Source organism: Arthrobacter globiformis (assembly GCF_046536215.2).
GTDB lineage: Bacteria > Actinomycetota > Actinomycetes > Actinomycetales > Micrococcaceae > Arthrobacter > Arthrobacter globiformis_E.
The window spans coordinates 3,676,198-3,696,298 of sequence record NZ_CM143421.1; the positions used below are offsets into that span (position 1 = coordinate 3,676,198).

At 67.6% G+C, this 20,101-nt stretch carries 21 protein-coding genes; 8 read left to right on the plus strand and 13 right to left on the minus strand.

What is annotated here, in order from left to right; all coding sequences use genetic code 11:
• From R5O87_RS16505 to R5O87_RS16515, 3 genes are read right to left on the minus strand one after another with little or no spacing between them, the layout of a single operon-like run.
• Positions 1-555: an amino acid synthesis family protein gene (locus R5O87_RS16505; protein WP_410555623.1), complete on the minus strand. Its 555-nt coding sequence runs from the start codon at positions 553-555 to the stop codon at positions 1-3.
• Positions 552-1,163: an amino acid synthesis family protein gene (locus R5O87_RS16510; RefSeq protein WP_410555624.1), complete on the minus strand. Its 612-nt coding sequence runs from the start codon at positions 1,161-1,163 to the stop codon at positions 552-554. Before R5O87_RS16510 ends, R5O87_RS16505 begins: the two co-directional genes overlap by 4 nt.
• 53 nt (positions 1,164-1,216) lie before the next feature.
• Positions 1,217-1,897, minus strand: a complete 681-nt coding sequence (locus tag R5O87_RS16515; protein WP_410555625.1) for a GntR family transcriptional regulator — start codon at positions 1,895-1,897, stop codon at positions 1,217-1,219.
• A gap of 153 nt (positions 1,898-2,050) precedes the next feature.
• Here R5O87_RS16515 and R5O87_RS16520 point away from each other — a divergent pair, with 153 nt between their 5' ends.
• The 5 genes from R5O87_RS16520 (at position 2,051) to R5O87_RS16540 (ending at position 6,988) form a co-directional block, all read left to right on the plus strand.
• Entirely contained in the window at positions 2,051-2,977 is a 927-nt protein-coding gene (locus R5O87_RS16520; RefSeq protein ID WP_410555626.1) for a flavin reductase, read from the plus strand.
• A gap of 102 nt (positions 2,978-3,079) precedes the next feature.
• On the plus strand, positions 3,080-4,510 hold the full coding sequence (locus R5O87_RS16525) for a purine-cytosine permease family protein (RefSeq protein ID WP_410555627.1): 1,431 nt from the start codon (positions 3,080-3,082) through the stop codon (positions 4,508-4,510).
• A 76-nt stretch (positions 4,511-4,586) separates the two neighbouring features.
• Positions 4,587-5,078 carry an NUDIX domain-containing protein gene (locus R5O87_RS16530; RefSeq protein ID WP_410555628.1) on the plus strand — a complete coding sequence of 164 codons (492 nt, stop codon included), beginning with the start codon at positions 4,587-4,589 and terminating at the stop codon, positions 5,076-5,078.
• The gene (locus tag R5O87_RS16535) at positions 5,075-5,485 is read left to right on the plus strand and encodes a riboflavin kinase (RefSeq protein ID WP_410555629.1); all 411 of its coding nucleotides are present in this window, start codon (positions 5,075-5,077) and stop codon (positions 5,483-5,485) included. The genes R5O87_RS16530 and R5O87_RS16535 overlap by 4 nt, the downstream gene beginning before the upstream one ends.
• 30 nt (positions 5,486-5,515) lie before the next feature.
• A complete protein-coding gene (locus R5O87_RS16540; RefSeq protein WP_410555630.1) occupies positions 5,516-6,988 on the plus strand; it encodes an NAD-dependent succinate-semialdehyde dehydrogenase in 1,473 nt (490 codons plus the stop codon).
• A gap of 19 nt (positions 6,989-7,007) precedes the next feature.
• Here the strand turns inward: R5O87_RS16540 and R5O87_RS16545 are convergent, their stop codons facing one another.
• On the minus strand, positions 7,008-7,715 hold the full coding sequence (locus R5O87_RS16545) for an SCO1664 family protein (protein ID WP_410555631.1): 708 nt from the start codon (positions 7,713-7,715) through the stop codon (positions 7,008-7,010).
• Position 7,716: 1 nt separating this feature from the next.
• A complete protein-coding gene (locus R5O87_RS16550; protein ID WP_410555632.1) occupies positions 7,717-8,403 on the minus strand; it encodes an MSMEG_4193 family putative phosphomutase in 687 nt (228 codons plus the stop codon).
• Between the two features lie 94 nt (positions 8,404-8,497).
• Between R5O87_RS16550 and R5O87_RS16555 the strand changes: the two genes are divergently transcribed.
• Together R5O87_RS16555 and R5O87_RS16560 are read left to right on the plus strand one after the other, a co-directional pair.
• Positions 8,498-9,886, plus strand: coding sequence for a sigma 54-interacting transcriptional regulator (locus R5O87_RS16555; protein WP_410555633.1), 1,389 nt, complete (start codon positions 8,498-8,500; stop codon positions 9,884-9,886).
• 60 nt (positions 9,887-9,946) lie between these two features.
• Entirely contained in the window at positions 9,947-11,953 is a 2,007-nt protein-coding gene (locus R5O87_RS16560; protein WP_410555634.1) for a vWA domain-containing protein, read from the plus strand.
• Between the two features lie 22 nt (positions 11,954-11,975).
• On the opposite strand, the gene R5O87_RS16565 is transcribed toward R5O87_RS16560, so the two are convergent.
• Entirely contained in the window at positions 11,976-12,317 is a 342-nt protein-coding gene (locus tag R5O87_RS16565) for a hypothetical protein (RefSeq protein ID WP_410555635.1), read from the minus strand.
• A 154-nt stretch (positions 12,318-12,471) separates the two neighbouring features.
• Between R5O87_RS16565 and R5O87_RS16570 the strand changes: the two genes are divergently transcribed.
• Complete coding sequence (locus R5O87_RS16570) at positions 12,472-13,344, plus strand: helix-turn-helix transcriptional regulator (protein WP_410555636.1); 873 nt, start codon at positions 12,472-12,474, stop codon at positions 13,342-13,344.
• On the opposite strand, the gene R5O87_RS16575 is transcribed toward R5O87_RS16570, so the two are convergent.
• From R5O87_RS16575 to R5O87_RS16605, 7 genes are all read right to left on the minus strand, one after another.
• Complete coding sequence (locus R5O87_RS16575) at positions 13,345-14,334, minus strand: cyclase family protein (protein ID WP_410555637.1); 990 nt, start codon at positions 14,332-14,334, stop codon at positions 13,345-13,347.
• Positions 14,331-14,588: a hypothetical protein gene (locus R5O87_RS16580; protein ID WP_410555638.1), complete on the minus strand. Its 258-nt coding sequence runs from the start codon at positions 14,586-14,588 to the stop codon at positions 14,331-14,333. Before R5O87_RS16580 ends, R5O87_RS16575 begins: the two co-directional genes overlap by 4 nt.
• Positions 14,589-14,600: 12 nt before the next feature.
• Positions 14,601-15,953, minus strand: a complete 1,353-nt coding sequence (locus R5O87_RS16585) for a TRAP transporter large permease subunit (protein WP_410555639.1) — start codon at positions 15,951-15,953, stop codon at positions 14,601-14,603.
• Between the two features lie 79 nt (positions 15,954-16,032).
• The gene (locus R5O87_RS16590) at positions 16,033-16,818 is read right to left on the minus strand and encodes an NAD(P)-dependent oxidoreductase (protein ID WP_410555640.1); all 786 of its coding nucleotides are present in this window, start codon (positions 16,816-16,818) and stop codon (positions 16,033-16,035) included.
• Positions 16,819-16,833: 15 nt separating this feature from the next.
• Positions 16,834-17,460 carry an RraA family protein gene (locus R5O87_RS16595; RefSeq protein ID WP_410555641.1) on the minus strand — a complete coding sequence of 209 codons (627 nt, stop codon included), beginning with the start codon at positions 17,458-17,460 and terminating at the stop codon, positions 16,834-16,836.
• A 71-nt stretch (positions 17,461-17,531) separates the two neighbouring features.
• Positions 17,532-18,539, minus strand: coding sequence for a tripartite tricarboxylate transporter substrate binding protein (locus R5O87_RS16600; protein ID WP_462836444.1), 1,008 nt, complete (start codon positions 18,537-18,539; stop codon positions 17,532-17,534).
• A gap of 60 nt (positions 18,540-18,599) precedes the next feature.
• Positions 18,600-20,099: a tripartite tricarboxylate transporter permease gene (locus tag R5O87_RS16605; RefSeq protein ID WP_410555643.1), complete on the minus strand. Its 1,500-nt coding sequence runs from the start codon at positions 20,097-20,099 to the stop codon at positions 18,600-18,602.
• Positions 20,100-20,101 lie beyond the last annotated feature (2 nt).

Consider the following 20,101-nt stretch of genomic DNA (forward strand, 5'->3'; position numbering starts at 1 on the left):
CTACTTCGTTTCGGTGGCGAAAGCTGCCAGGCGCTGCTGCGGCCGTCCCTGGGCAGCGGCCGCGAGGGCGATCACGATCTCGTCGGCATGCGGTGCGTCGTTGATCCGCACCTCGATGCTCTGGTGGTGCGAGCGGATGGTGGCATCGGTGATGTGCTTGAGCGGGATGTCGAAGACCACACCTGCCGGTCCGCGCTTCTCCACTGCCGGCAGCAGCGTGGTGGCGTTGGCGGCATCGCGGAAGTGGTTTCCGAAGGCCAGCGTGTGGATGAGCCCGGAGCCGTGCTCGATTTCGCCGTTCAGGCCCACGATGGCGGCCTTGCCGTACGCCTCGGCCGGGGAGCCGAGGGCTTCGAGGACGCGGGGCGCCAGCAGCGCGCCGATGTCGGAGGCGTTGCCGTCGATGCCGGCGGACAGGTCCTCCACGAAGCCCTGGCCTGCCCAGGGGTTTTTGACGATGGCTGCCACAACGGCAACCCGCGCGGCCGGGCTGACCTCGCGGCCGCCTTCGATGAGGACGTCTTCGGTCAGGGTGACGATCTTACGGATGCTCATGAAACAAGTTCTCCTAGCGTGTCTGCTTTGACGATGGGGTCGGTGAGGCGGTCACCGATGCGGGAGTGGGGGCGGGGCCCGGTTGATGCACCGAGGACGACGACGATCTCACCCGGGCGGGGTGCGTCACCGATGCGTGTGGTGATGGTCTGGTAGTGGGTGCGGGTAGCTGCGGCGTTCTTGTGCCACAGGGGTACGACGAGGGAGGCGCCGGCGTCGCCGCGGTCGTCGGCGAAGCAGATGATCGACTCGCCTTCGAAGAACTCGCGGACGAGGTTGCCGAAGAACGGTGTGTGGATGAGCGCAGCGCCGTGCTCGATTTCACCGTCCGTGCCCACAATGGCGGCCTTGCCGAAGGCCTCGATGGCGTCCACGCCGCCGAGGTTGGCAGCAAGCACCTCGGTGAGTTTGCGCGCCAGCACCGGGGCAAGCTGCACCACTTCGTCGCTGAGGTCGTCGGTGGCGTTGCCGCCCAGCCACGGGTTGCTGACGACGGCTGCTGCCGTTGCGCGGACTGCCGGAACGGCGGGGGAGGCGCCGTTCTCGAGCAGGATTTCCTCGCTGTAGTACACGATCTTGCGGATGCCGAACCCGTTGTCGTTCGTCATTGGATCACTTCAATCATGGAGAAGCGCATGGCTTCCTTTCGTGGGTCGTTGGTTCAGTTCCGGCGGTCTTGCGCCGGGTCGGTCAGGGCCTCCCGGGATGAGGCGTGAACGTGGTTCCTCATGGCGGATTCGGCCCCGAAGGGGTCTTTGTGTTCGATCATGTCCAGGACGGCGCGGTGTTCGCGGGTGGAGGCTTCGAGCCGGCCAGGATGTTCAACCGTTTGCAGGACCAGCCGCTGGTAGGCGAGCTGGTTCATGAGCCGCTCGTAGTGCTCAACAAGCTTGCGGTTGTCCGAGCCGCGGACGATCGTCCAGTGGAACTCATGCACCAGCCGGGCATAGGCGTCGGTGTCATGGGTGAGCGAAGCCATTTCTGACTCCTCAAGGTTCCGCCGCAGGACGGCCAGTTCCTGGACCTCGCCGCGGCGGGCGAGCAGGGATGCGGCCAGTCCCTCGAGGGACTCCTTGAGCTGGAAGAGCTCGATGATCTCCCTGCGGGTGGGTTCCCGCACGAAGGTGCCGACCTTCGGACGGATTTCCACCAGGCCCTCGTGCTGCAGCTGCTTGAGCGCTTCCCGGATGGGGGTGCGGCTCACGTCAAACTCCTGCGCGAGGAAGGCTTCGGGGAGGACCGCGCCCGGGGGGAAGTCGCCTCCGAGGACGAGGCGGCGGATCCGGTCCAGGAGTCCGTCCCGGTCAGCAGCTTCCCTGACTACTTCGAGATCATCTTGCATACATGAAAGCGTATGTTGCATGCATCAGTAGCGTCAACAGGTTTGGCTACGCTTTTAGAAAACTCGCGAGTTTCTAGGGATTGTGCGGATTTTCTGTCGCCCTCTTGACCTTACGTTGTGAGCTGGATTACCGTCGTTGGTATGCAACAGACCTTGGAACCGATCATCACATCGGCTTGGCTCGCGGCTTGGGACAAGGGAGACCTTGATGCCCTCGATGGCCTCGTAGCCGCCGGCTACACGCGCACCAGCAAGGCGACGGGTGCAACTGTCGACCTCGCAGGCCTCAAGTCAGAGATCGCTGCGGTCCGGGAAGCTTTCCCCGACCTGCGCACCACGGTCGATGACGTCGTCGAAGGGGACGGCACCGTCGCCGTCTTCTGGACCTCCACCGGCACGCACACCAATGAATACCTCGGAGTTCCGGCAACGGGACTCACCGTCCAAACCCGGGGTTCGAACATCCTGGTCCTCGAGGAGGGCCGGATCGTCCGCGAATCGGTGACCTGGGACGGCAGCGAACTTCTCGCCGGCCTCGGCATCCGGCCCCTGCGCGGCATCGCAGCACCCGCCGTTGCCGAGGGCGAGGACTTCGCGGAACTCGACCCGGACCTGATGAAGGCCTTCAACCGGCAGTTCATCACCGGCGTCACCGTCGTCACCACCAAGGAAGGCGAAACCCCCAAGGGGCTGGCGGCCAACTCGTACTGCTCCGTCTCACTCGAACCGCCGCTGGTGCTGGTATGCGTCCAGAAGACGTCCAGCACCTACCCTGCGCTCTTCTCCTCGAGCCACCTCGGCATCAACATCCTGGGGACCGAACAGCTGGACACGGTGAAGGTCTTCGCCTCGAAGGCCGCGGACAAGTTCGCCGAGCTCGACTGGCATGAAGGGCCCAAGGGAAGCCCCCTCCTGGACGGTTCTGCAGCCTCCCTGGAAGCCGAAATCCAGGAGCGCTTCCAAGCCAAGACCCACACGGTCTTCATCTGCCGGGTCCGCCACGCGGAAACCAGCAGCACCGCACCCATGGTCTACAAGGCCGGACGGTTCTTCGACGGCGCTGAACTCGCCCAACTCTAAAGTTCCGGCGCGGCTGACCGCCCTCGCACAGGAAACCAGCCGCGCCGACCCAATCTGCTCTCAAGCAGCGCACCTAGGTGCGCATCCCACAATAGGACAACAATGAGCCCAGAAACCATGAGCGCCGCCGAAAACAGCGTCGCCGAAGACCGCGGTTACCGCGACAGCCTCACCAAAATCGAGCCCTACGGCATCGAGCACATCCCCGACGTCGAACGCCACGGGAAGCCCCGCTCCCAGTTCTTCCTCTGGTTCGCCGCCGGAATGAACTTCCCCATCGTCGTCCTCGGCTTCAGCGCCACCTACTTCGGCCTCCCTTTCTGGGCCGCGGTCCTGGCCATCGTCCTCGCCGGCGTGACCTCCTCGGCAGGAATGGGATACCTGTCGGCCATGGGAGTTCGGCTGGGCGTCCCGCAGCAGATGCAGGGCCGCGGGCCGCTCGGCTTCATCGGCAACCTGTTCCCGGTGGCCTACGTGAACGTGTTTGCCGGCATCGGCTGGGCCGCCGTCACCGTCATCCTCGGCGGCCAGGCCATCGCACTGCTCACCGACATTCCGTTCTGGGTTTCCTCCCTGATCCTCATGGGCATCCAGCTCGGCGTGGCCGTTATCGGCTACAACCTGATCCACTTCCTGCAGCGCATCCTGTCATTTGTCCTGGTGGTCGGCTTCGTCTTCATCACCGTCGTGGCAGCGGCCAACGGCAAGGTCATCAACACCGCCAACGAATCCGCACCGGGCTTTGACGGCATCGGCGGCTGGATCATCTTCTTCGGCTGGTTCTTCTCCTTCATCGTCGCGTGGATGCCGTTCGCGTCCGACTACTCCCGCTACCTGCCCAACACTCCCGGCAACCGGCGCGGCGCCGGCTGGGCCACCATGTCCGGCAACTTCGTCACCCTCGTCTGGATGGGCATCGTGGGCACCCTGCTCGGATCGACCACCACCGCGTCCGACAGCATCGGTGCGCTCAAGGAGCTCATGGGCCCCTGGGCCGCCGTCGGCCTCGGCGTCGTCGCCCTGTCCTCCTTCACCCAGAACTTTCTCAACGTCTACGGCGGCGCCATCTCCATCCAGACCATGGGCGTCCCCGTGAAGCGGCACACCGCCGTCGTCTTCATCTGCGTGGCCTCCTACCTCGTGGCGCTGTGGGGCCAGACCGGGTTCAACAGCGGCTTCACCGCCTTCCTGAACCTGACCGCCTACTGCATCGCCCCGTACGTCGCCGTCCTGGTGTGCGACTACCTGTTCGGCGGCCGGCGCACCGAGCGTGGCCTGCGCGAGCTCTTCGACAAGACCCGGAAGTTCGAATGGGGCTTCGTGGCCTGGGCTGCCGGCGTCGTGCTCTCCTCGCCGTTCTGGATGTCCTCGATCTACACCGGCCCCATCGCGGCCGCCTTCCCGCAGATCGGTGACCTCTCCTACTACGTCGGTGCCGCCGTCGCCGCGGGTGTCTACTTCGCCACCCACCGGCGCCAGCGCCTCTCCGGACGGGAAATGCTCGACCGCAGCGCCGCGGCCCAGACCCTGTAAGTACCCGGTTCGACGGGTTGGGGAGCGTCCTCTGGGACGCTCCCCAACCTATGAACCGCCGCACTAGGAGGGTCGGATGAGTACTGCAACACTGGAAGCGCCGGGCACAGAATCCAGCACAGCCCGCCCGCCGCGTGCCGTGGTGGCTGTAGTGGTTGAGTGGCGCGGCCGGATCGCACTGTTCAAACGCAGCCAGTCGGTCGGACACGAACGCGGCCTCTGGCACTGCATCACCGGGTACCTCGAACCGGGTGCGTCTCCGCGGCAGCAGGCGCTGGTTGAGCTTGAGGAAGAAGCGGGGCTGACGCCCCAGGATCTGGCCGGCTTTGAGCCCGGGGAACCGCTGCTGATTTCCGACGACGGCGGGAACCCCTGGCTGGTGCACACGTTCACCGCCGTCAGCACGCGGCGCCGGCTGACGATCAACGACGAGCACGACGCGTACCGCTGGACCGTCCCCTCCAAGATCAGCCGGTTCTCCAACCGGGTTCCCTGGCTGGACACGCTCCTTCAGGGGACACTGCCCCTCCAGGCAACATCGCCGGATATAGACAGGAAGGCAGCATGATGACCGTCATCGAAGGAACCGTCGAACCCGGAGACCAGCGGGGCAGGCTCCTCGGGTTTCCCACCGCCAACATCCTGCTCACCGACGAGGGGATCGACGACGGTGTCTGGGGGGCGCTCGTAGAAGTAGACCCGCAGAGGTGGGCCGTGGCAGCAGTGTCCGTGGGCCGCCGTCGGACGTTTTATGCCGGGGAAGGGGAGCGGCTCCTGGAAGCGCACCTCCTCGACTTCGACGAGGACCTCTACGGACGGACGATCCGCGTCGAACTGGCCGTCAAACTCCGGTCCCAGCGGGCCTTCCCGGACGTTGGTTCCCTGACCGAACAACTTCACCAGGACGTACAGCAGGCCCGTGAATGGGCCGCCGTCCATTACCCCACGCTTGTTGCTCGAATGAGCTACGCATAGTAAGGAGCCGATGTGGCTGAAGGAAACACTGTGACCACCGAACGAGAGACCGGGCTGCTGGCGTCAGTGCCCACCGGGCTGCTGATCAACGGCGAATGGCGGGACGCCTCCGGCGGCGGCACGTTCGACGTCGAGGACCCGGCAACCGGGGAGGTCCTGGCCACGCTGGCCTCGGCCACCAGCGCGGACGCGCTCGCAGCGCTCGACGCAGCGGACGCCGTGCAGGCCTCCTGGGCACGCACAGCCCCGCGGGAGCGGGCCGAGATCCTGCGCCGGGCCTTCGACCTGGTGACTGAACGCGCCGAGGACTTTGCCCTGCTGATGACCCTCGAGATGGGCAAGCCGCTCGCCGAGGCTCGCGGCGAGGTGGCCTACGCGGCCGAGTTCCTGCGCTGGTTCTCCGAAGAAGCGGTGCGCGATTACGGCCGGTACCTGACCACGCCCGAGGGCAAGAACAAGATCCTGGTGCAGCACAAGCCGGTGGGGCCGTGCCTGCTGATCACGCCGTGGAACTTCCCGCTGGCGATGGCCACCCGCAAGGTTGCTCCTGCCGTGGCGGCCGGCTGCACTATGGTGCTCAAGCCGGCGAAGCTTACGCCGCTGACCTCGCAGCTCTTCGCGCAGGTGATGATCGAGGCGGGCCTGCCGGCCGGGGTGCTGAACGTCGTCTCGTCGTCGTCGGCCTCATCCATCTCCGGGCCGCTGCTGAAGGACTCCCGGCTGCGGAAGATCTCCTTCACGGGCTCGACGCCGGTGGGCAAGCAGCTCATGGCAGAGGCGTCCCAGAACGTGCTCCGCACCTCGATGGAGCTCGGCGGCAACGCCCCGTTCATCGTCTTCGGGGACGCCGACCTGGACAAGGCAGTGCAGGGCGCGATGGCGGCGAAGATGCGGAACATGGGCGAGGCGTGCACCGCTGCCAACCGGTTCCTCGTGCATGAGTCCGTGGCGCAGGAGTTCACCGCCAGGTTCGCCGAGGCCATGAATGCCCTCCGTCCCGGCCGCGGAACGGACGCCGGCGTCACGGTGGGTCCGCTGATCGACGGCGGTGCACGCAAGGACGTGCACGCCCTGGTGGAGGACGCCGTCACTGCCGGTGCGACAGTGGTGACCGGCGGCGCGCCGGTGGATGGTCCCGGCTACTTCTACCAGCCCACGGTCCTGGCGGGCGTCGCCAACACCGCGGAGATCCTGCGCACCGAGATCTTCGGCCCGGTGGCCCCTATCACCATCTTCAGCACCGAGGACCAGGCCATCGCCATGGCCAATTCCACCGAGTACGGCCTCGCCGCCTACCTCTACAGCCGCGACTTCAACCGGCTCCTGCGCGTCTCCGAGCAGATCGAGTTCGGGATGGTCGGCTTCAACGCGGGCGTCATTTCCAACGCCGCGGCTCCTTTCGGCGGCGTGAAGCAGTCCGGCCTGGGGCGTGAAGGCGGGTCCGAGGGCATCGCCGAATACACCACCACGCAGTACATCGGCATCGCTGACCCCTACGCATAGTCCCGCGCTTAGAACGCAGCTACACAAGCGGCCAGGGGTAGCGCATGCCGGTGCGGTCGATGGGGAGCACCGGTTCGTGCAGCAGGCGGCGGACGCGGCGCTGCAGGGCGGTGACCTCCGAGCCGTCGAGGAGCTCCGCCACGTCCTTGGGCACGGAATCGGCGAGCGGGGCGATGTCCTCCAGCAGGGCTTCGGGAATGGGGTCGCCGGCGAAGTCCCAGATCACGGTGCGCAGTTTGAAGATGGCAGAGAAGCACAGCCCGTGGTCGATGCCCCACACCCGCCCGTCGTCGCCGCGCAGCACATGCCCGCTCTTGCGGTCCGTGTTGTTGGCGACGTAGTCGAACAGGGCAATCCGGGCCAGGTCGCGGTGGGTCTCCGGGACGTCGGCGTACAGGGTGAAGTAGTGCTCGCTGAAGTCGCAGTCGATGAACCACTGCAGCGACCCTATGCCCAGTGGCGCCTCCTCGCGGATCACCGTCGTCGGCACGAATCCCCAGCCCAGGGACTCGCTGAGAAGGTACGCCGCCCGCTCCCGCCGGTACAGTCCGGGCTCGAAATCGGACAGCGGCCGTTCTCCGGCCTCCGGCTTGTACACGGCATAGGCGGTGCCGTCCCCATCGGAGATCTCCGCCAGGAACGTCTCGTTGCTGCTGCGCGGAATGCGTCCGAGCAGCTCGATCTGGCCCCCGGCGAGGAGTGTCAGTTCCCGTTCACACGCAGCCACGTCAAGAACTCCGCAGCCCGCTCAGCGGCTCCGACGTCGAGTTCACCATGAGCACGGCGGGCTCCTGGCCGTCCGAAAAGGAAATCGCCGAGACGGACCCCGGACTGATCACGATCCGCTGGAAAAGGTCCAGGGGCGTTCCCAGGGCGTGGGCAACGGCCGCCTTGATCGGATCAGCGTGGGAAAAACAGACGACGACGCCCCCGGCGTGCGCTGTACCCAGCACCTCGAGCGCGCCGACGATCCGCCCCTGCATCTCCTGGAAGCTCTCGCCGTCGGGGAAGCGGAAGGCCGACGGGTTGTGCTGCACGGTCTGCCATTCGGGCAGGCCTGCCAGTTCGGACAGGGCCGCGCCGGTCCACTCACCGAAGTCGCATTCGACCAGTCCGGCGTTCTCCCGCACGTCCACTCCAAAGCTGGCCGCCGTGGGCTCGGCCGTCTCACGGGTGCGCTCCAGCGGCGAGGAGTAGACGGCGTCCACCGCCAGGCCTGTGAGCCGTTCCGCAACCCGTTCAGCCTGGGCACGGCCACGGTCGGACAGGTGCAGCCCCGGAGTCCGGCCCGGCAGCACCATGCCGGTGGTGGGCGTTTCCCCGTGGCGCACCAGAAGGAGGAGCGTGCTCTCCGGTTTCGACGGGGGCGCGGATGGTTCTTCCGAAGCCTGCGCTTTCGGTGTTGCTGCAGTCATTAGTAGTAAGCCTAAAGCCGGGCGGTGGCCCGCGTACCTGGGAATCCGGGCAAATTCCTCGATTCCCTGCACATCCGAGGACTACGGTAGAGGGGTGAGTGATCGTCCCGATATCTTCACCGTTGGCGAACTGCGTGCATCCGGCCACGTCCACAAGGACCTGCGCCACGAGATCCGCGACAACCTGATCGCGGCGCTCGCCGCCGGTCGCGACCCTTGGCCCGGGTTGTTCGGGTTCAGCCGGACCGTCCTGCCGCAGCTCGAGCGTGCCCTGATCGCCGGGCACGACGTCGTGCTGCTCGGCGAACGCGGTCAGGGCAAGACCCGGCTGCTCCGCACCCTGGCCGGGCTGCTGGACGAGTGGTCGCCGGTGATCGAGGACTCGGAACTCAACGAGCACCCGTACGAACCGATCACTGAGCAGTCCCGCGCCCGCGCCCTCACCGAGGGGGACCGGATGCGCGTGGCCTGGCGTCACCGTTCGGAACGGTACGTTGAAAAGCTGGCAACGCCGGACACCTCCGTGGCAGACCTCATCGGCGACGTCGACCCGATGCGCGTCGCCGAAGGCCGCCGCCTCGGGGACCCGGAGACCATCCACTACGGCCTCGTCCCGCGGTCCAACCGCGGGATCATCGCCATCAACGAGCTGCCCGACCTGGCCGAACGGATCCAGGTGTCGATGCTCAACGTGATGGAGGAACGCGACATCCAGATCCGCGGCTACGTGCTGCGGCTGCCGCTGGACGTGCTCGTCGTCGCCTCCGCCAACCCGGAGGACTACACCAACCGCGGCCGGATCATCACGCCGCTGAAGGACCGCTTCGGCGCCGAGATCCGCACGCACTACCCGATCGAGCTCGACGACGAGGTCTCCGTCATCCAGCAGGAGGGGAAGCTGGTGGCCGACGTGCCGCCCGTCATCCTCGAGATCCTGGCCCGCTATACCCGGGCGCTGCGGCAGTCGCCGGCCATCAACCAGACGTCGGGCGTTTCGGCACGGTTCGCCATCGCCGGCGCCGAGACGGTCGCTGCCGCTGCCCTGAGGCGGGCCAGCGTGCGCGGCGAAGATCCGGCCGTGGCACGGATCATCGACCTCGAGACCGCCGTCGAGGTCCTGACCGGAAAGATCGAGTTCGAATCCGGTGAGGAGGGCCGTGAACAGGGCGTCCTCGACCACCTCCTGCGCACCGCCACCGCTGAAGCCGTCCGGGCGCACTTCCAGGGCATCGACATGGGCCCGCTCGTGGCCGCGCTGGACGGCCACACCACCGTGACCACCGGGGACCAGGTCACGGCCCGGGAGTTCCTCGAGAACCTTCCGTCCCTCAACGGCTCGAGTCTCTACGACAAAATCGGTGAGCGCCTTGGCGCGGAAAACGACGGCCAGCGGGCGGCCGCCGTCGAACTTGCGCTGGAGGGCCTGTACCTCGCCCGGCGGATCTCCAAGGAGTCCGACGACGAGGAAACGGTCTACGGCTAAGCCCGGTTTCTGCCGGGAACAGATTAGGCCGGGTACAGATTAGCCAGTACAGGAGGCATCATGACCCTTCACAACCGGTCCAGGTACGGCCGGTACGCAGGAGGCCCGGACCCGCTGGCCCCGCCGGTGGATCTGGCGGAGGCACTCGACGCGATCGCCGAGGACGTCATGGCGGGGTACTCGCCGCGGCATGCCCTGCAGGAGTTCCTGCGGCGCGGCGGCCAGAACCGCGACGGGCTGGACAACCTGGCCCGGCGCGTGCAGCAGCGGCGGAAGGATCTGCTGGGCCAGCACCGGCTGGACGGCACGCTCAACGAGGTCAGGAAGCTGCTGGACACGGCAGTGCTGGAGGAGCGCAAGCAACTGGCCCGCGACGCCATGATGGACAACACCGAGCGTGCCTTCCGCGAAATGCAGCTGCAGAACCTGCCCCCGTCCACGGCGGCCGCGGTCAACGAGCTCGCGTCCTATGACTGGCAGTCGAGCACCGCCCGGGAAGCCTACGAACGGATCAAGGACCTGCTGGGCCGCGAAGTCCTCGACCAGCGGTTTGCCGGCATGAAGCAGGCGCTCGAGAACGCCACGGATGAGGACCGCGAAGCCGTGAGCGAGATGCTGCGCGACCTCAACGAGCTGCTCGGCAAGCACCGGCGCGGCGAGGACACCGACGCGGACTTCCGGGAGTTCATGGCCAAGCACGGCGACTACTTCCCGGAGAATCCGCAGTCCGTCGAGGAGCTGGTGGACGCCCTCGCCAAGCGTGCCGCCGCGGCCCAGCGGATGCTGCAGTCCATGTCCCCCGAGCAGCGCGAGGAGCTGATGCGGCTGTCCGCCCAGGCGTTCGGCTCGGCGGAACTCATGGCCCAGCTCAACCAGCTCGACGACAGCCTGCGCGCCCTGCGGCCCGGCGAGGACTGGAGCGGCTCGGAACGTTTCCAGGGCCAGGAGGGACTTGGACTCGGTGACGGCACCGGCGTGCTGCAGGACATCGCCGAGCTCGACGAACTGTCCGAACAGCTCTCCCAGTCCTACAACGGGTCGACCCTCGACGACCTGGACCTGGATGCCCTGGCCCGGCAGCTTGGGCAGAACGCGGCGGTGACGGCCCGCACCCTCGCCGAGATCGAACGGGCGATGCAGGACGGCGGCTACCTGCGGCGCGGCGCCGACGGCGACCTGCGGCTGTCGCCCCAGGCCATGCGGCGGCTCGGGAAGTCGCTGCTGCGGGACACGGCCAAGCAGCTGTCCGGCCGGCAGGGCGGCCGGGACACGCGCACCGCCGGGGCCGCCGGTGAGCAGACCGGCTCCAGCCGGCAGTGGGAGTTCGGCGACGCCGAACCGTGGGACGTCACGCGCACCATGACCAACGCGATCCGGCGCACCATGGCCGACGGCGGCGATCCCGGCCAGGGACTGCGCCTCGCCGTCGGGGACATCGAGGTGACGGAGACGGAGGCGCGTACCCAGGCCGCCGTCGTCCTGCTCGCCGATGTGTCCTTCTCGATGGCTGCCGAGGGGCGGTGGGTGCCGATGAAACGGACGGCGCTCGCCCTGCACCACCTGGTGTCCACCCGCTTCCGCGGGGACCGGCTGCAGCTCATCACGTTCGGACGCTACGCGCAGTCGATGGACATCGGCGAGCTCACGGCACTGCCGGCGCTGCGGGAGCAGGGGACCAACCTGCACCATGGCCTGCTGCTGGCCGGCCGCTTCTTCCGCCAGCACCCCTCGATGCAGCCCGTCCTGCTGGTGGTGACCGACGGCGAGCCCACCGCCCACCTGCTGGCGGACGGCGAGTCCTGGTTCAACTGGCCGCCGGATGCGGAGACCATCCGCGTCACGGTTGCTGAACTGGACCGGCTGGCGCGCGCCGGCACGCAGGCCACGTTCTTCCGGCTCGGCGACGACCCGGGGCTGGAACGTTTCGTGCGGCGGCTGGCCCGCCGGATCGACGGCCGGGTGGTGGCACCCGACACCGGCGACCTGGGGGCCGCCGTGGTGGGGGAGTACCTCCGGGCCCACTTCCGCGGCCGCTATTACGACGACGACTGGGCCGCCGGGATTTAGGCCCGGTCTAGTGGGGCGGAGGTCAGGCGGCTGCCAGCACGGGTGCGGGGACCGGGAGAGCTACCACGGGCGCGGCGATTTTGGGTGCCAGGATGCTGAACCGGTAGTCGCGCTGGAGCGGATCGACCTGCAGCGGAAGGTGGTGGGAACGGGCGCAGCCGCGGAGCTCCTCCATGGCCTGCGGTTCCACCTCGGCCAGGGTCATGTCGAGTTCCAGTGCCAGTCCCGGGACCAGCGAGTCGGCGCGCTTCATGACGTCGTACAGGCCCTGAATGCTTTGAACAGTTACGTGGCCCTGGGTCTTTACCTGGGCCTTGGCGCCGTCGAGGTCAACGCTGACCAGCACCCGCAGCTTCTCATTCACTAAGTTGTCTCCCCAATTTAGAAAGGGCCACCACGCTGTGGCCCCCGACTACGATAGACGAATGTGACTTGGCTAACAAGTCCATGGATGTCGGGCGGCTGGGAGGCCCTGTCCGGACCTCCCGGCGTTGCCCGCTTGGGCATAGCGTGAACACATGAATAAGAAGGACGACATCCGGAAGTTCCTCGTCTCCCGGCGCGCGAACGTGACCCTCGCGCAGGCCGGGCTGCCCGACTTCGGCGATGAACGGCGCGTTCCGGGGCTCCGGCGCGAGGAAGTCGCCCAGCTCGCCGGCGTCAGCGTTGATTACTACACCCGGCTGGAGCGCGGAAACATCCACGGTGCTTCCGAGAGCGTGCTGAACGCGATCGCCCGGGCACTGCACCTGACCGACGTCGAGCGCGAACACCTGCTGGACCTCGCGCGGCCCGCCTCCTCGGCAGCAAACGTTCCGGGAAGAACGACGGCGGCCGTCACCGTCCGCCCGTCGGTCCAGCGGGTGCTGGACAGTTTGGCGGTGCCCGCCGTCGTCTATAACGCCCGCCAGGACCTCATCGCCGCGAACCTGCTGGGGCGGGCGCTGTTCTCGCCGCACTTCGAATCCGACCGGCCCAATATGGCCCGCTTCATTTTCCTCGACTCCCGCGCGAAGGATTACTATGTCGACTGGCCTCTGGCCTGCAGCCTGACCGCCGCGATGCTCCGCTACGAGGCAGGCCGCGATCCGCTCAACGCGGAGATCACGGAACTCATCGGCGAACTCGCCACCCGCAGCCCCCAATTCCGGAAGGACTGGGCGGACCACGACGTTCACGAGCACCGCACCGGCCGCAAGGTGTACGGCCACCCCGAGGTTGGCGATCTCGACCTCACGTACGACGTCTTCGAGATGCCGGGCGAGCCGGGGCTGTCCATCGGCACGTACACCGCGGACGAGGGCTCCGAATCAGCGGACAGGCTCATCCTGCTCGGCACGTGGGCCGCGACCCGGGAGTTCACCTCCGGACCGTCATGGCGGGAGCGCTAGCTACGTCACCGCCGTCGCGTTTGCGGGCGAACCTGTCGCCCCGGTGATGTTCAGCGGCTTGATGGTGACGAGCGCGTCCCAGCTGCCGGTGGCCTTCATGTGCCGGCTGAGGGGGCCGAGCTGCCAGAGCTCGCCGAGGGGGAGGCCGAGTTTGGCGAGGAGCTGCTGGTGCATCATGCCGCGGTCGTTGGGTGCCGTGTCCCGGAAAGGGCTCGTTGGGACTGGTGGCAGGCATTCGACGGCGAAGTTGTCCGCGGCGATGACGGAAAGCCGGTTATCCCACGCCCAGGCGACGAATTCCGCCGACTGCTCGATGCCGCTGGCCCGGCGGCTGTCGCGCTGGCGCTCCTTTTCCTCAGTCGGGAGCGCGAGGAACCACTCGCACCACCCCGTGTGCAGCATGAGGACGTCGCCGGGCCGGAGGGCAACTGCCTGGGCGTCGGCTGCGGCCCGGATGAGCCCGAGACCGAGAGGCTGCCCGGCCGCGTGGTCGATGGGCCTGCCCTGCTCCCGGCAGTAGCCGTCGAGGTCCACCAGGACGCCCCGGCCGGCGATGGGCTGCTCCGCCCACACCTGGATGCCGAGGGCAGAGGTTCCTTCCCGGATGTCGTCGTCGGGGGTTCCGTTGTAGAAGCCGGCGTCGTCAGCCCGGCGGTGCCGGAGGCCGTCGATCTGGCTGGAGCCCTGCAGGTAGTACCCGTCGAGGTAGTCGTCGCGGTGGGCCGGGTGCGCCGAGTAGATCGTCTGCCGGGGAGCCCTTCGCTTCAGGGACATGCCGGGGTCGAACGCGTCGGCGGGGTAGTCGAGGCCGAAGACGGTGCCGGTCCTGACGCAGCCGGCGGCTTCCCGGACGGTGTCCGGCTGAATGAAGGAGGGGGTCCCGCGGCCGGCGTCGGGAAACAGTCCCCAGGACGTGCCCGCAAGGCGCCCTTCCCGCTCCAGCAACGACGCGTAGGAGGGATAGGTTGTGCCGGATTCCGTGGAGGTCATGGGGTGCGGGCTTCCTGCTGCGGGCTGTTCTGGTTCGCGGGTTTCTTGTAGCTGAGCAGGAACCCGGCGAGGGCGCAGACGGACGCGGCGATGCACGCCGGGCCCTTGACGGCTTCGTTGAGGACTGCCAGCCAGCCGCCCTGGCCGGTGACCAGAGCCAGGGCCTGCCCCGCCACGAAAACGATGCCGGCGACGAGGAGCACCGCGAGGCTGATGACAAAGATGGCGTTGATGGTGTGTTGTAGCTTCTGCATTTCCACGCTTCCCTAGGTTGGCAGGACACCGATCGGCAGGACGCCGACGGCGATCAGCACGCCGATGGCCAGCAGCGGCAGGGCGTAGAGGACGAACAGGCGGGCAAACGTCTTGTACGGGTCCACGTCGGCGATGCCGCACGCCACGTAAAGCGGGGCGCCGCCGGGCGGGACAGCCGCCTCGCAGGAGGAAAACACCAGCACCGCGACGGCCGCCGTGGTGGCCGGCACGCCGGCGGCCACCAGCGTGGCCACACCCACGGTTCCGACGGCGGCCATGGTGGCCGTCGCGGACAGCGGGGCGGCCACGGCGATGACGATCAGGCCGATCAGGATGGCGAGCAGCCCCAGGGGCAGGTTGAACTGGTTCAGCAGTGCCGTCATCTGCTTGGGCAGTCCGGTGGCGGCCAGGGCGTTGGCGCCGGCGAAGGCGAACACCACGGTGACGCCGACGACGCCGAAACGCGGCGCGGACTGCTGCAGGAAGTCCCAGTAGGCCTTCCCGCTCCGCGGCAGCCGCTTCCGTCCCAGGATGAGGCCCGTGATGATCAGGACCACCGGGATCCAGACGATGACGCTGACGGACTTGGCCACGTCCGAGCCCGTCCAGTCGGAGAGGGCGTTGGCGATGGCACCGGAGGTGAGGATCAGCGGAACGGCAACCACGACGAACAGGATCATCGTGGCCCAGCCCTGGGCGAAGGCGCGGCGGACGGGGGTCCGGTGCGCCGCATCGAGGGGCGCCATGCCGCTCTTGCGGATCAGCACGTAGGTGACGATCAGGCGATGCAGGAAGCACCACAGGCCGCCAAGCAGCAGGGGAAGGACGAGGTCGTTGACCTTGAGCAGCGGCCCCACGGTGGACGACCCCACGAGGACGAACATGGATGCGCTGAACGGGAAGGTGATGCCCATGCCCGCGTTGCCGGCCACGAGCGTTGCCGCGGACGGCTTGTCGAGCCGGGATTTCTCCATCCACGGGATGGTCACCGAGCCCACGGTCGCGGCGATCGCGGCCTGGTTGTGGACCACTCCGCCCAGGCCGGCCGACGCGACCGTGGAGACCCAGGCAGGACCGCCCTTGACGCCGCCGATCAGCGAGTTCAGCAGGTCGATGAGCCGGTCCAGGACTCCGGTCCGCTCCAGCAGGTACCCCATGAAGACGAACGCCATGGTGGCATAGACGATCTCGTCCGTAATGGCGTCGTAGAACGCGTCCCAGCCGTTCTGGACGGCGGCGGCGCCGGTGAAGGGTAGGACAACGAGGAACCCGAGAAGCATCGCTTCGCCGACGCTGCGCTTGATCATAGTGGTCCAGAGCAGGATGACAGCCAGATAGGCTCCCAGTGCCCAGATGCCGATCATCGGGCTGCTCCTTCGCGGTGTTGGTTTGGTTCCGGGTTCATCGTTGACTCCCTGTTTATTGATTCTGCCTCATGCGCATTCAGCGCAGGGCGGCCTCCGGTGCCGGTGCCGCCGCGATCCGCGTCAGCGCCGCGGCTGAGGCTGCCGTCATTTCCGCCGGGACGCCGAGTTCGGAAAGGTATTCCGCGGTGTCCTGCATTTCCCGGGACCGGCGCACGGCGTGCTTGGACGTTCCCGCGAGGAACCTGTCGATGACGGCCTGGCCGTCTCCGGCGAGCTGGCGGGAGATCTGCTCCCGGATCCAGCTTTCCAGCCCGGCCGCCCGGCCCGCGGTGACTGCTTCGACAACCACGGACGCCATGCCCTTCATCAGGACGCTGCGCAGCAGCTTGTGGGACATCGCGGCCCCCGGGCCGCCGTCGGCGATTTCGACGTCGACACCCAGCGGCGTCAGCAACTGCGCCACGGCGGCGGATCCGGGACCGCTTACCATGAGCGGCGTCTTGGCGCCGAGGGCGGCGACGGGTCCAAGAATCGCGACGTCGGCGAAGCTCGCCTGGGTGGGCAGCTGGCCGAGCTCCTGCATGACTGCCGGGGAAGAGGACGTGAAGTCCGCGTAGGTGCTGCCTGCCGCGAGCACCGGCAGGCAATCCTGGGCGACGCTGCGGGCAGCGGCCGCACCGGTGAGCACCAGGACGATCTCGGCGCCCTCGCAGGCTTCGGCGGCAGTGGCTGCCCGCCGTGTTCCCGCCGGGGTGGCGGCGGCTACGGGATCAAACCCGGTGACCTGGTGTCCTGCCGCGGCAAGTGCTTCCGCATAGGCCGCACCTGCTTCGCCCAGGCCGATGATGGTGCACTTTGTCATGGAACTGTTCCTTACTTACTGGCCGCGGGCGGCGATGATCGACGCCCGGCGGTTGGTTTCGTCGGCGAAGACCGCCTCTGCGGCCTCCGCCACGGCCTCGGCCCGCTCGCCCGGGATGACGACGACGCCGTCGGAGTCGCCGATGATGATGTCGCCGGGCAGCACGGGAACGCCGCCGAAGGCCACGGGGCCGCCGATCCGGTGCGGCCCGTTCTTGTACGGTCCGGCCGGGGTGACCGCCCGGGCGAAGACGGGCATGCCGATCTCGCCGAGGGCCTCGGCATCGCGTGCCGCGCCGTCGAGGGCAAAGCCGGCGATGCCGAGGTTGATGGCGCGCTCGCCGATCAGCTCGCCCAGGAGGGCGCGGGACTCATCGCCGCCGCCGGAAACCACAATGACGTCCCCCGGCTGGGCCAGTTTCAGTGCTTCGTGGATGCCCTGGTTGTCCCCGGGACGGGTCCAGACGGTGAAGGCGGGCCCGGCGATTTTCGCTCCGGGCCAGATTGCCTGGATCGCGGAGTCGGCGACGCCCAGCCGGTCCATGGCGTCACCGATGTTCGCGGCCGGCAGCTTGGCCAGCCGGTCGACCAGTTCCTGGTCCGGGCGGGTGAAGGGGATGTCCTGAAGGGCGGGGGTGGTCATGGCGGTGTCTTCCCTGGTGGTGTTGGTGTGGGCTGGGATCGGCGGTTGTTGGGACTAGTCCTTTTTCTGGGCTAGTCCTTCTTCTGGACGAGCGGCAGGACCTTCTTGAAGTCCTCCTCCTGGCCGGCCCAGAACGTCTCGTAGTCCTTGCCGGAGAGGTAGCTGGTCTGCAGGCCGAGGTCGTTCATCTTCTTGACGACCTCCGGGTCCTCGATGGCCTTCTGCAGGGCGGCCTCGAGCTTCTTGGCGACGGCGTCCGGCAGGCCGGCGGGGGCGGAGTAACCGCGGGCGGTGCCCGCTTCGACGTCGTATCCGCTTTCCTTGAACGTCGGGACGTCGGGCAGCGACGGGGACCGCTCGGCGGTCATGATGCCCAGGACTCGGGCCTTGTTCTGCTTGGTCAGGTCGGTGACGTCGCTGACGTTGGCCACGAGGATGTCCACGTGCTTGCCGAGGAACGCCGTGGTGGCCTGCGAGGCGCCTTCGGAGAAGTGGACCGGTGCGAACTCGGCGCCGGTGGTCTCCTGGATCTGGGCCAGCGCGAAGTGCTCGCCGGTCTGCAGGCCCGTGGTGCTCGCGGTGAGGGACTTGGGCTTGGCCTTGGCAGCGTCGAGCAGTTCCTTCAGGGTTTTGTACGGGCTGTCCGGCTGGACGGCGATGACGGCCGGGTCAATGACCTGGCGGCCCAGCGGCTGGAAGCTGCTGCGCGTGTACTTGGCGCCGCGGGCCGGGTCCAGCGGGGACACGACGACGGACGGGGAACCGGTGGCGCCGATGGTGTAGCCGTCCGGCTTGGCGCTGGTGAGCTGGGTGTAGCCGATCTGGCCGCCGGCGCCGGGCTTGTTGATGACCTCGACGTTGGTGCCGAGTTCCTTCTCCAGGACGGGCTGGACCAGGCGGGCTGCGGTGTCCACGGCGCCGCCGGAGGAGAAGGCGACGATGAGGTCGATGGACTTGCCCTTCTTGGGGAAGTCGTCGCCGGCGGCGGAGGTCGCGCCGGCGTTGGCGCCGCATCCGGTGAGGGCGAGCAGGGCGGCAGCAGCAACGGCTGCGGTGATTTTCATGCGTGACTGGTTCATGCGTGACAAGGGTCTTCTCCTTCGAAGAGATTGTTTGTTGGGTTGAGGGGGAGTGCGGGTTTAGGTTTCGGGGTCGTCCATCAGGGCCTTGGGCTTGCGGAGCTTCAGCAGCGGGCTGCAGATGATCAGGACTCCCACTGCAATGAGCACGGCGGAGATGGGGCGGTTGAGGAAGATGCTGAAGTCGCCCTGGGAGATTTCCAGTGATTCGCGCAGGGACCGTTCCATCAGCGGGCCCAGGACCAGGGTGAGGACCATGGGGGCCAGCGGGATCTCCAGGTGCCGAAGGGCCAGGCCCAGCAGGCCGAAGCCGATCATCACGAAGACATCGAAGACGCTGAAGTTGATGGTGTACGCGCCGATGACCATGAACAGCAGGATCAGTGCCGTCAGGATCGGAGCCGGCACCCGCAGGATCGACGTCCACAGACCGACCAGGGGGACGTTGAGCAGGACCAGCAGGAGGTTGCCGATGAAGAGGCTGGCAATGATCGCCCAGGCAATCTCGGAGTGCTCGGTGAACAGCGTCGGTCCCGGGGTGAGGCCCTGCTGGAGGAAGGCACCCATGAGGACGGCGATGGTGGGGGAGGCGGGGATGCCGAGGGTGAACAGCGGGATGAGCGCGGCGTTGGCGTGGGCGTTGTTGGCTGTTTCCGGCCCGGCAACACCTTCGACGGCGCCCTTGCCCAGCTCGTTGCGGTGCTTGGAGAACTTCTTCTCGGCGCCGTAGGAGAGCAGGGAAGCGACGGATCCGGTCATGCCGGGGATCAGGCCGAGGCCGAAGCCGATGCCGGTTCCGCGGGCCATGGAGGGCGCACTCCGGCGCCATTCGGCGCCGGTGGGCAGCAGCGAACGGAATCCGGGGGCGTGCACCACGGCGGACTCACCCTTGCGGTAGGACAGGATCTCGGACAGACCGAAGACGCCGACGATGACCGCCACAAAGCTCACGCCGTCCAGGAGCCGGTCCATGCCGAACGTGAAGCGGGGTGCGCCGGCCACAGGGTCGATGCCAACCATGGAGATCAGCAGGCCCAGGGCTCCGGAGATCAGGGCCTTGACCATCGATTTTCCGGCCAGCGCCACGAGCAGGGAGATGCCGACGACCATGAGGGCGAAGAACTCCGGCGGACCGACAAGGAGGCCCAGTTCGCCCAGGGGCTTGGCGGCGGCGACGAGTCCGAGGGTGGCAATGGTGCCGCCGACGAAGGAGCCGATGGCGGCGATGGTCAGGGCAGCGCCGGCCTTGCCCATCTTTGTCATTGCATGGCCGTCGATGGTGGTGATGGCCGACGCCGCCTCACCGGGGGTGTTCAGCAGCACGCTGGTGATGGTTCCCCCGTAGGCCGTGCCGTAGAAGATGGCACAGAGCATGATGATCGAGCCGGTGGGATCCATGTTCAGCGTGAGCGGGATAAGCAGGGCGACGCCGGCCACCGGGCCGATGCCCGGCAGGACGCCGATCACGGTGCCCAGCAGGCAGCCCAGGAACGCAAAGATGAGGTTCTGCCAGGTCAGGGCGGCCGCGAAGCCGTTCAGCAGTTCGTTGAGGGTGTCCATGT

What these genes read in the sequence shown, in the direction of transcription:
- R5O87_RS16550 (WP_410555632.1), bottom strand. Translation starts at nt 8,403, where the DNA reads ATGACTGCAGCAACACCGAAAGCGCAGGCTTCGGAAGAACCATCCGCG.
- R5O87_RS16510 (WP_410555624.1), bottom strand. Translation starts at nt 1,163, where the DNA reads ATGACGAACGACAACGGGTTCGGCATCCGCAAGATCGTGTACTACAGC.
- R5O87_RS16600 (WP_462836444.1), bottom strand. Translation starts at nt 18,539, where the DNA reads ATGAACCAGTCACGCATGAAAATCACCGCAGCCGTTGCTGCTGCCGCC.
- R5O87_RS16530 (WP_410555628.1), top strand. Translation starts at nt 4,587, where the DNA reads ATGAGTACTGCAACACTGGAAGCGCCGGGCACAGAATCCAGCACAGCC.
- R5O87_RS16535 (WP_410555629.1), top strand. Translation starts at nt 5,075, where the DNA reads ATGATGACCGTCATCGAAGGAACCGTCGAACCCGGAGACCAGCGGGGC.
- R5O87_RS16580 (WP_410555638.1), bottom strand. Translation starts at nt 14,588, where the DNA reads ATGCAGAAGCTACAACACACCATCAACGCCATCTTTGTCATCAGCCTC.
- R5O87_RS16560 (WP_410555634.1), top strand. Translation starts at nt 9,947, where the DNA reads ATGACCCTTCACAACCGGTCCAGGTACGGCCGGTACGCAGGAGGCCCG.
- R5O87_RS16590 (WP_410555640.1), bottom strand. Translation starts at nt 16,818, where the DNA reads ATGACAAAGTGCACCATCATCGGCCTGGGCGAAGCAGGTGCGGCCTAT.
- R5O87_RS16585 (WP_410555639.1), bottom strand. Translation starts at nt 15,953, where the DNA reads ATGATCGGCATCTGGGCACTGGGAGCCTATCTGGCTGTCATCCTGCTC.
- R5O87_RS16570 (WP_410555636.1), top strand. Translation starts at nt 12,472, where the DNA reads ATGAATAAGAAGGACGACATCCGGAAGTTCCTCGTCTCCCGGCGCGCG.
- R5O87_RS16605 (WP_410555643.1), bottom strand. Translation starts at nt 20,099, where the DNA reads ATGGACACCCTCAACGAACTGCTGAACGGCTTCGCGGCCGCCCTGACC.
- R5O87_RS16575 (WP_410555637.1), bottom strand. Translation starts at nt 14,334, where the DNA reads ATGACCTCCACGGAATCCGGCACAACCTATCCCTCCTACGCGTCGTTG.
- R5O87_RS16525 (WP_410555627.1), top strand. Translation starts at nt 3,080, where the DNA reads ATGAGCCCAGAAACCATGAGCGCCGCCGAAAACAGCGTCGCCGAAGAC.
- R5O87_RS16595 (WP_410555641.1), bottom strand. Translation starts at nt 17,460, where the DNA reads ATGACCACCCCCGCCCTTCAGGACATCCCCTTCACCCGCCCGGACCAG.
- R5O87_RS16505 (WP_410555623.1), bottom strand. Translation starts at nt 555, where the DNA reads ATGAGCATCCGTAAGATCGTCACCCTGACCGAAGACGTCCTCATCGAA.
- R5O87_RS16515 (WP_410555625.1), bottom strand. Translation starts at nt 1,897, where the DNA reads ATGCAAGATGATCTCGAAGTAGTCAGGGAAGCTGCTGACCGGGACGGA.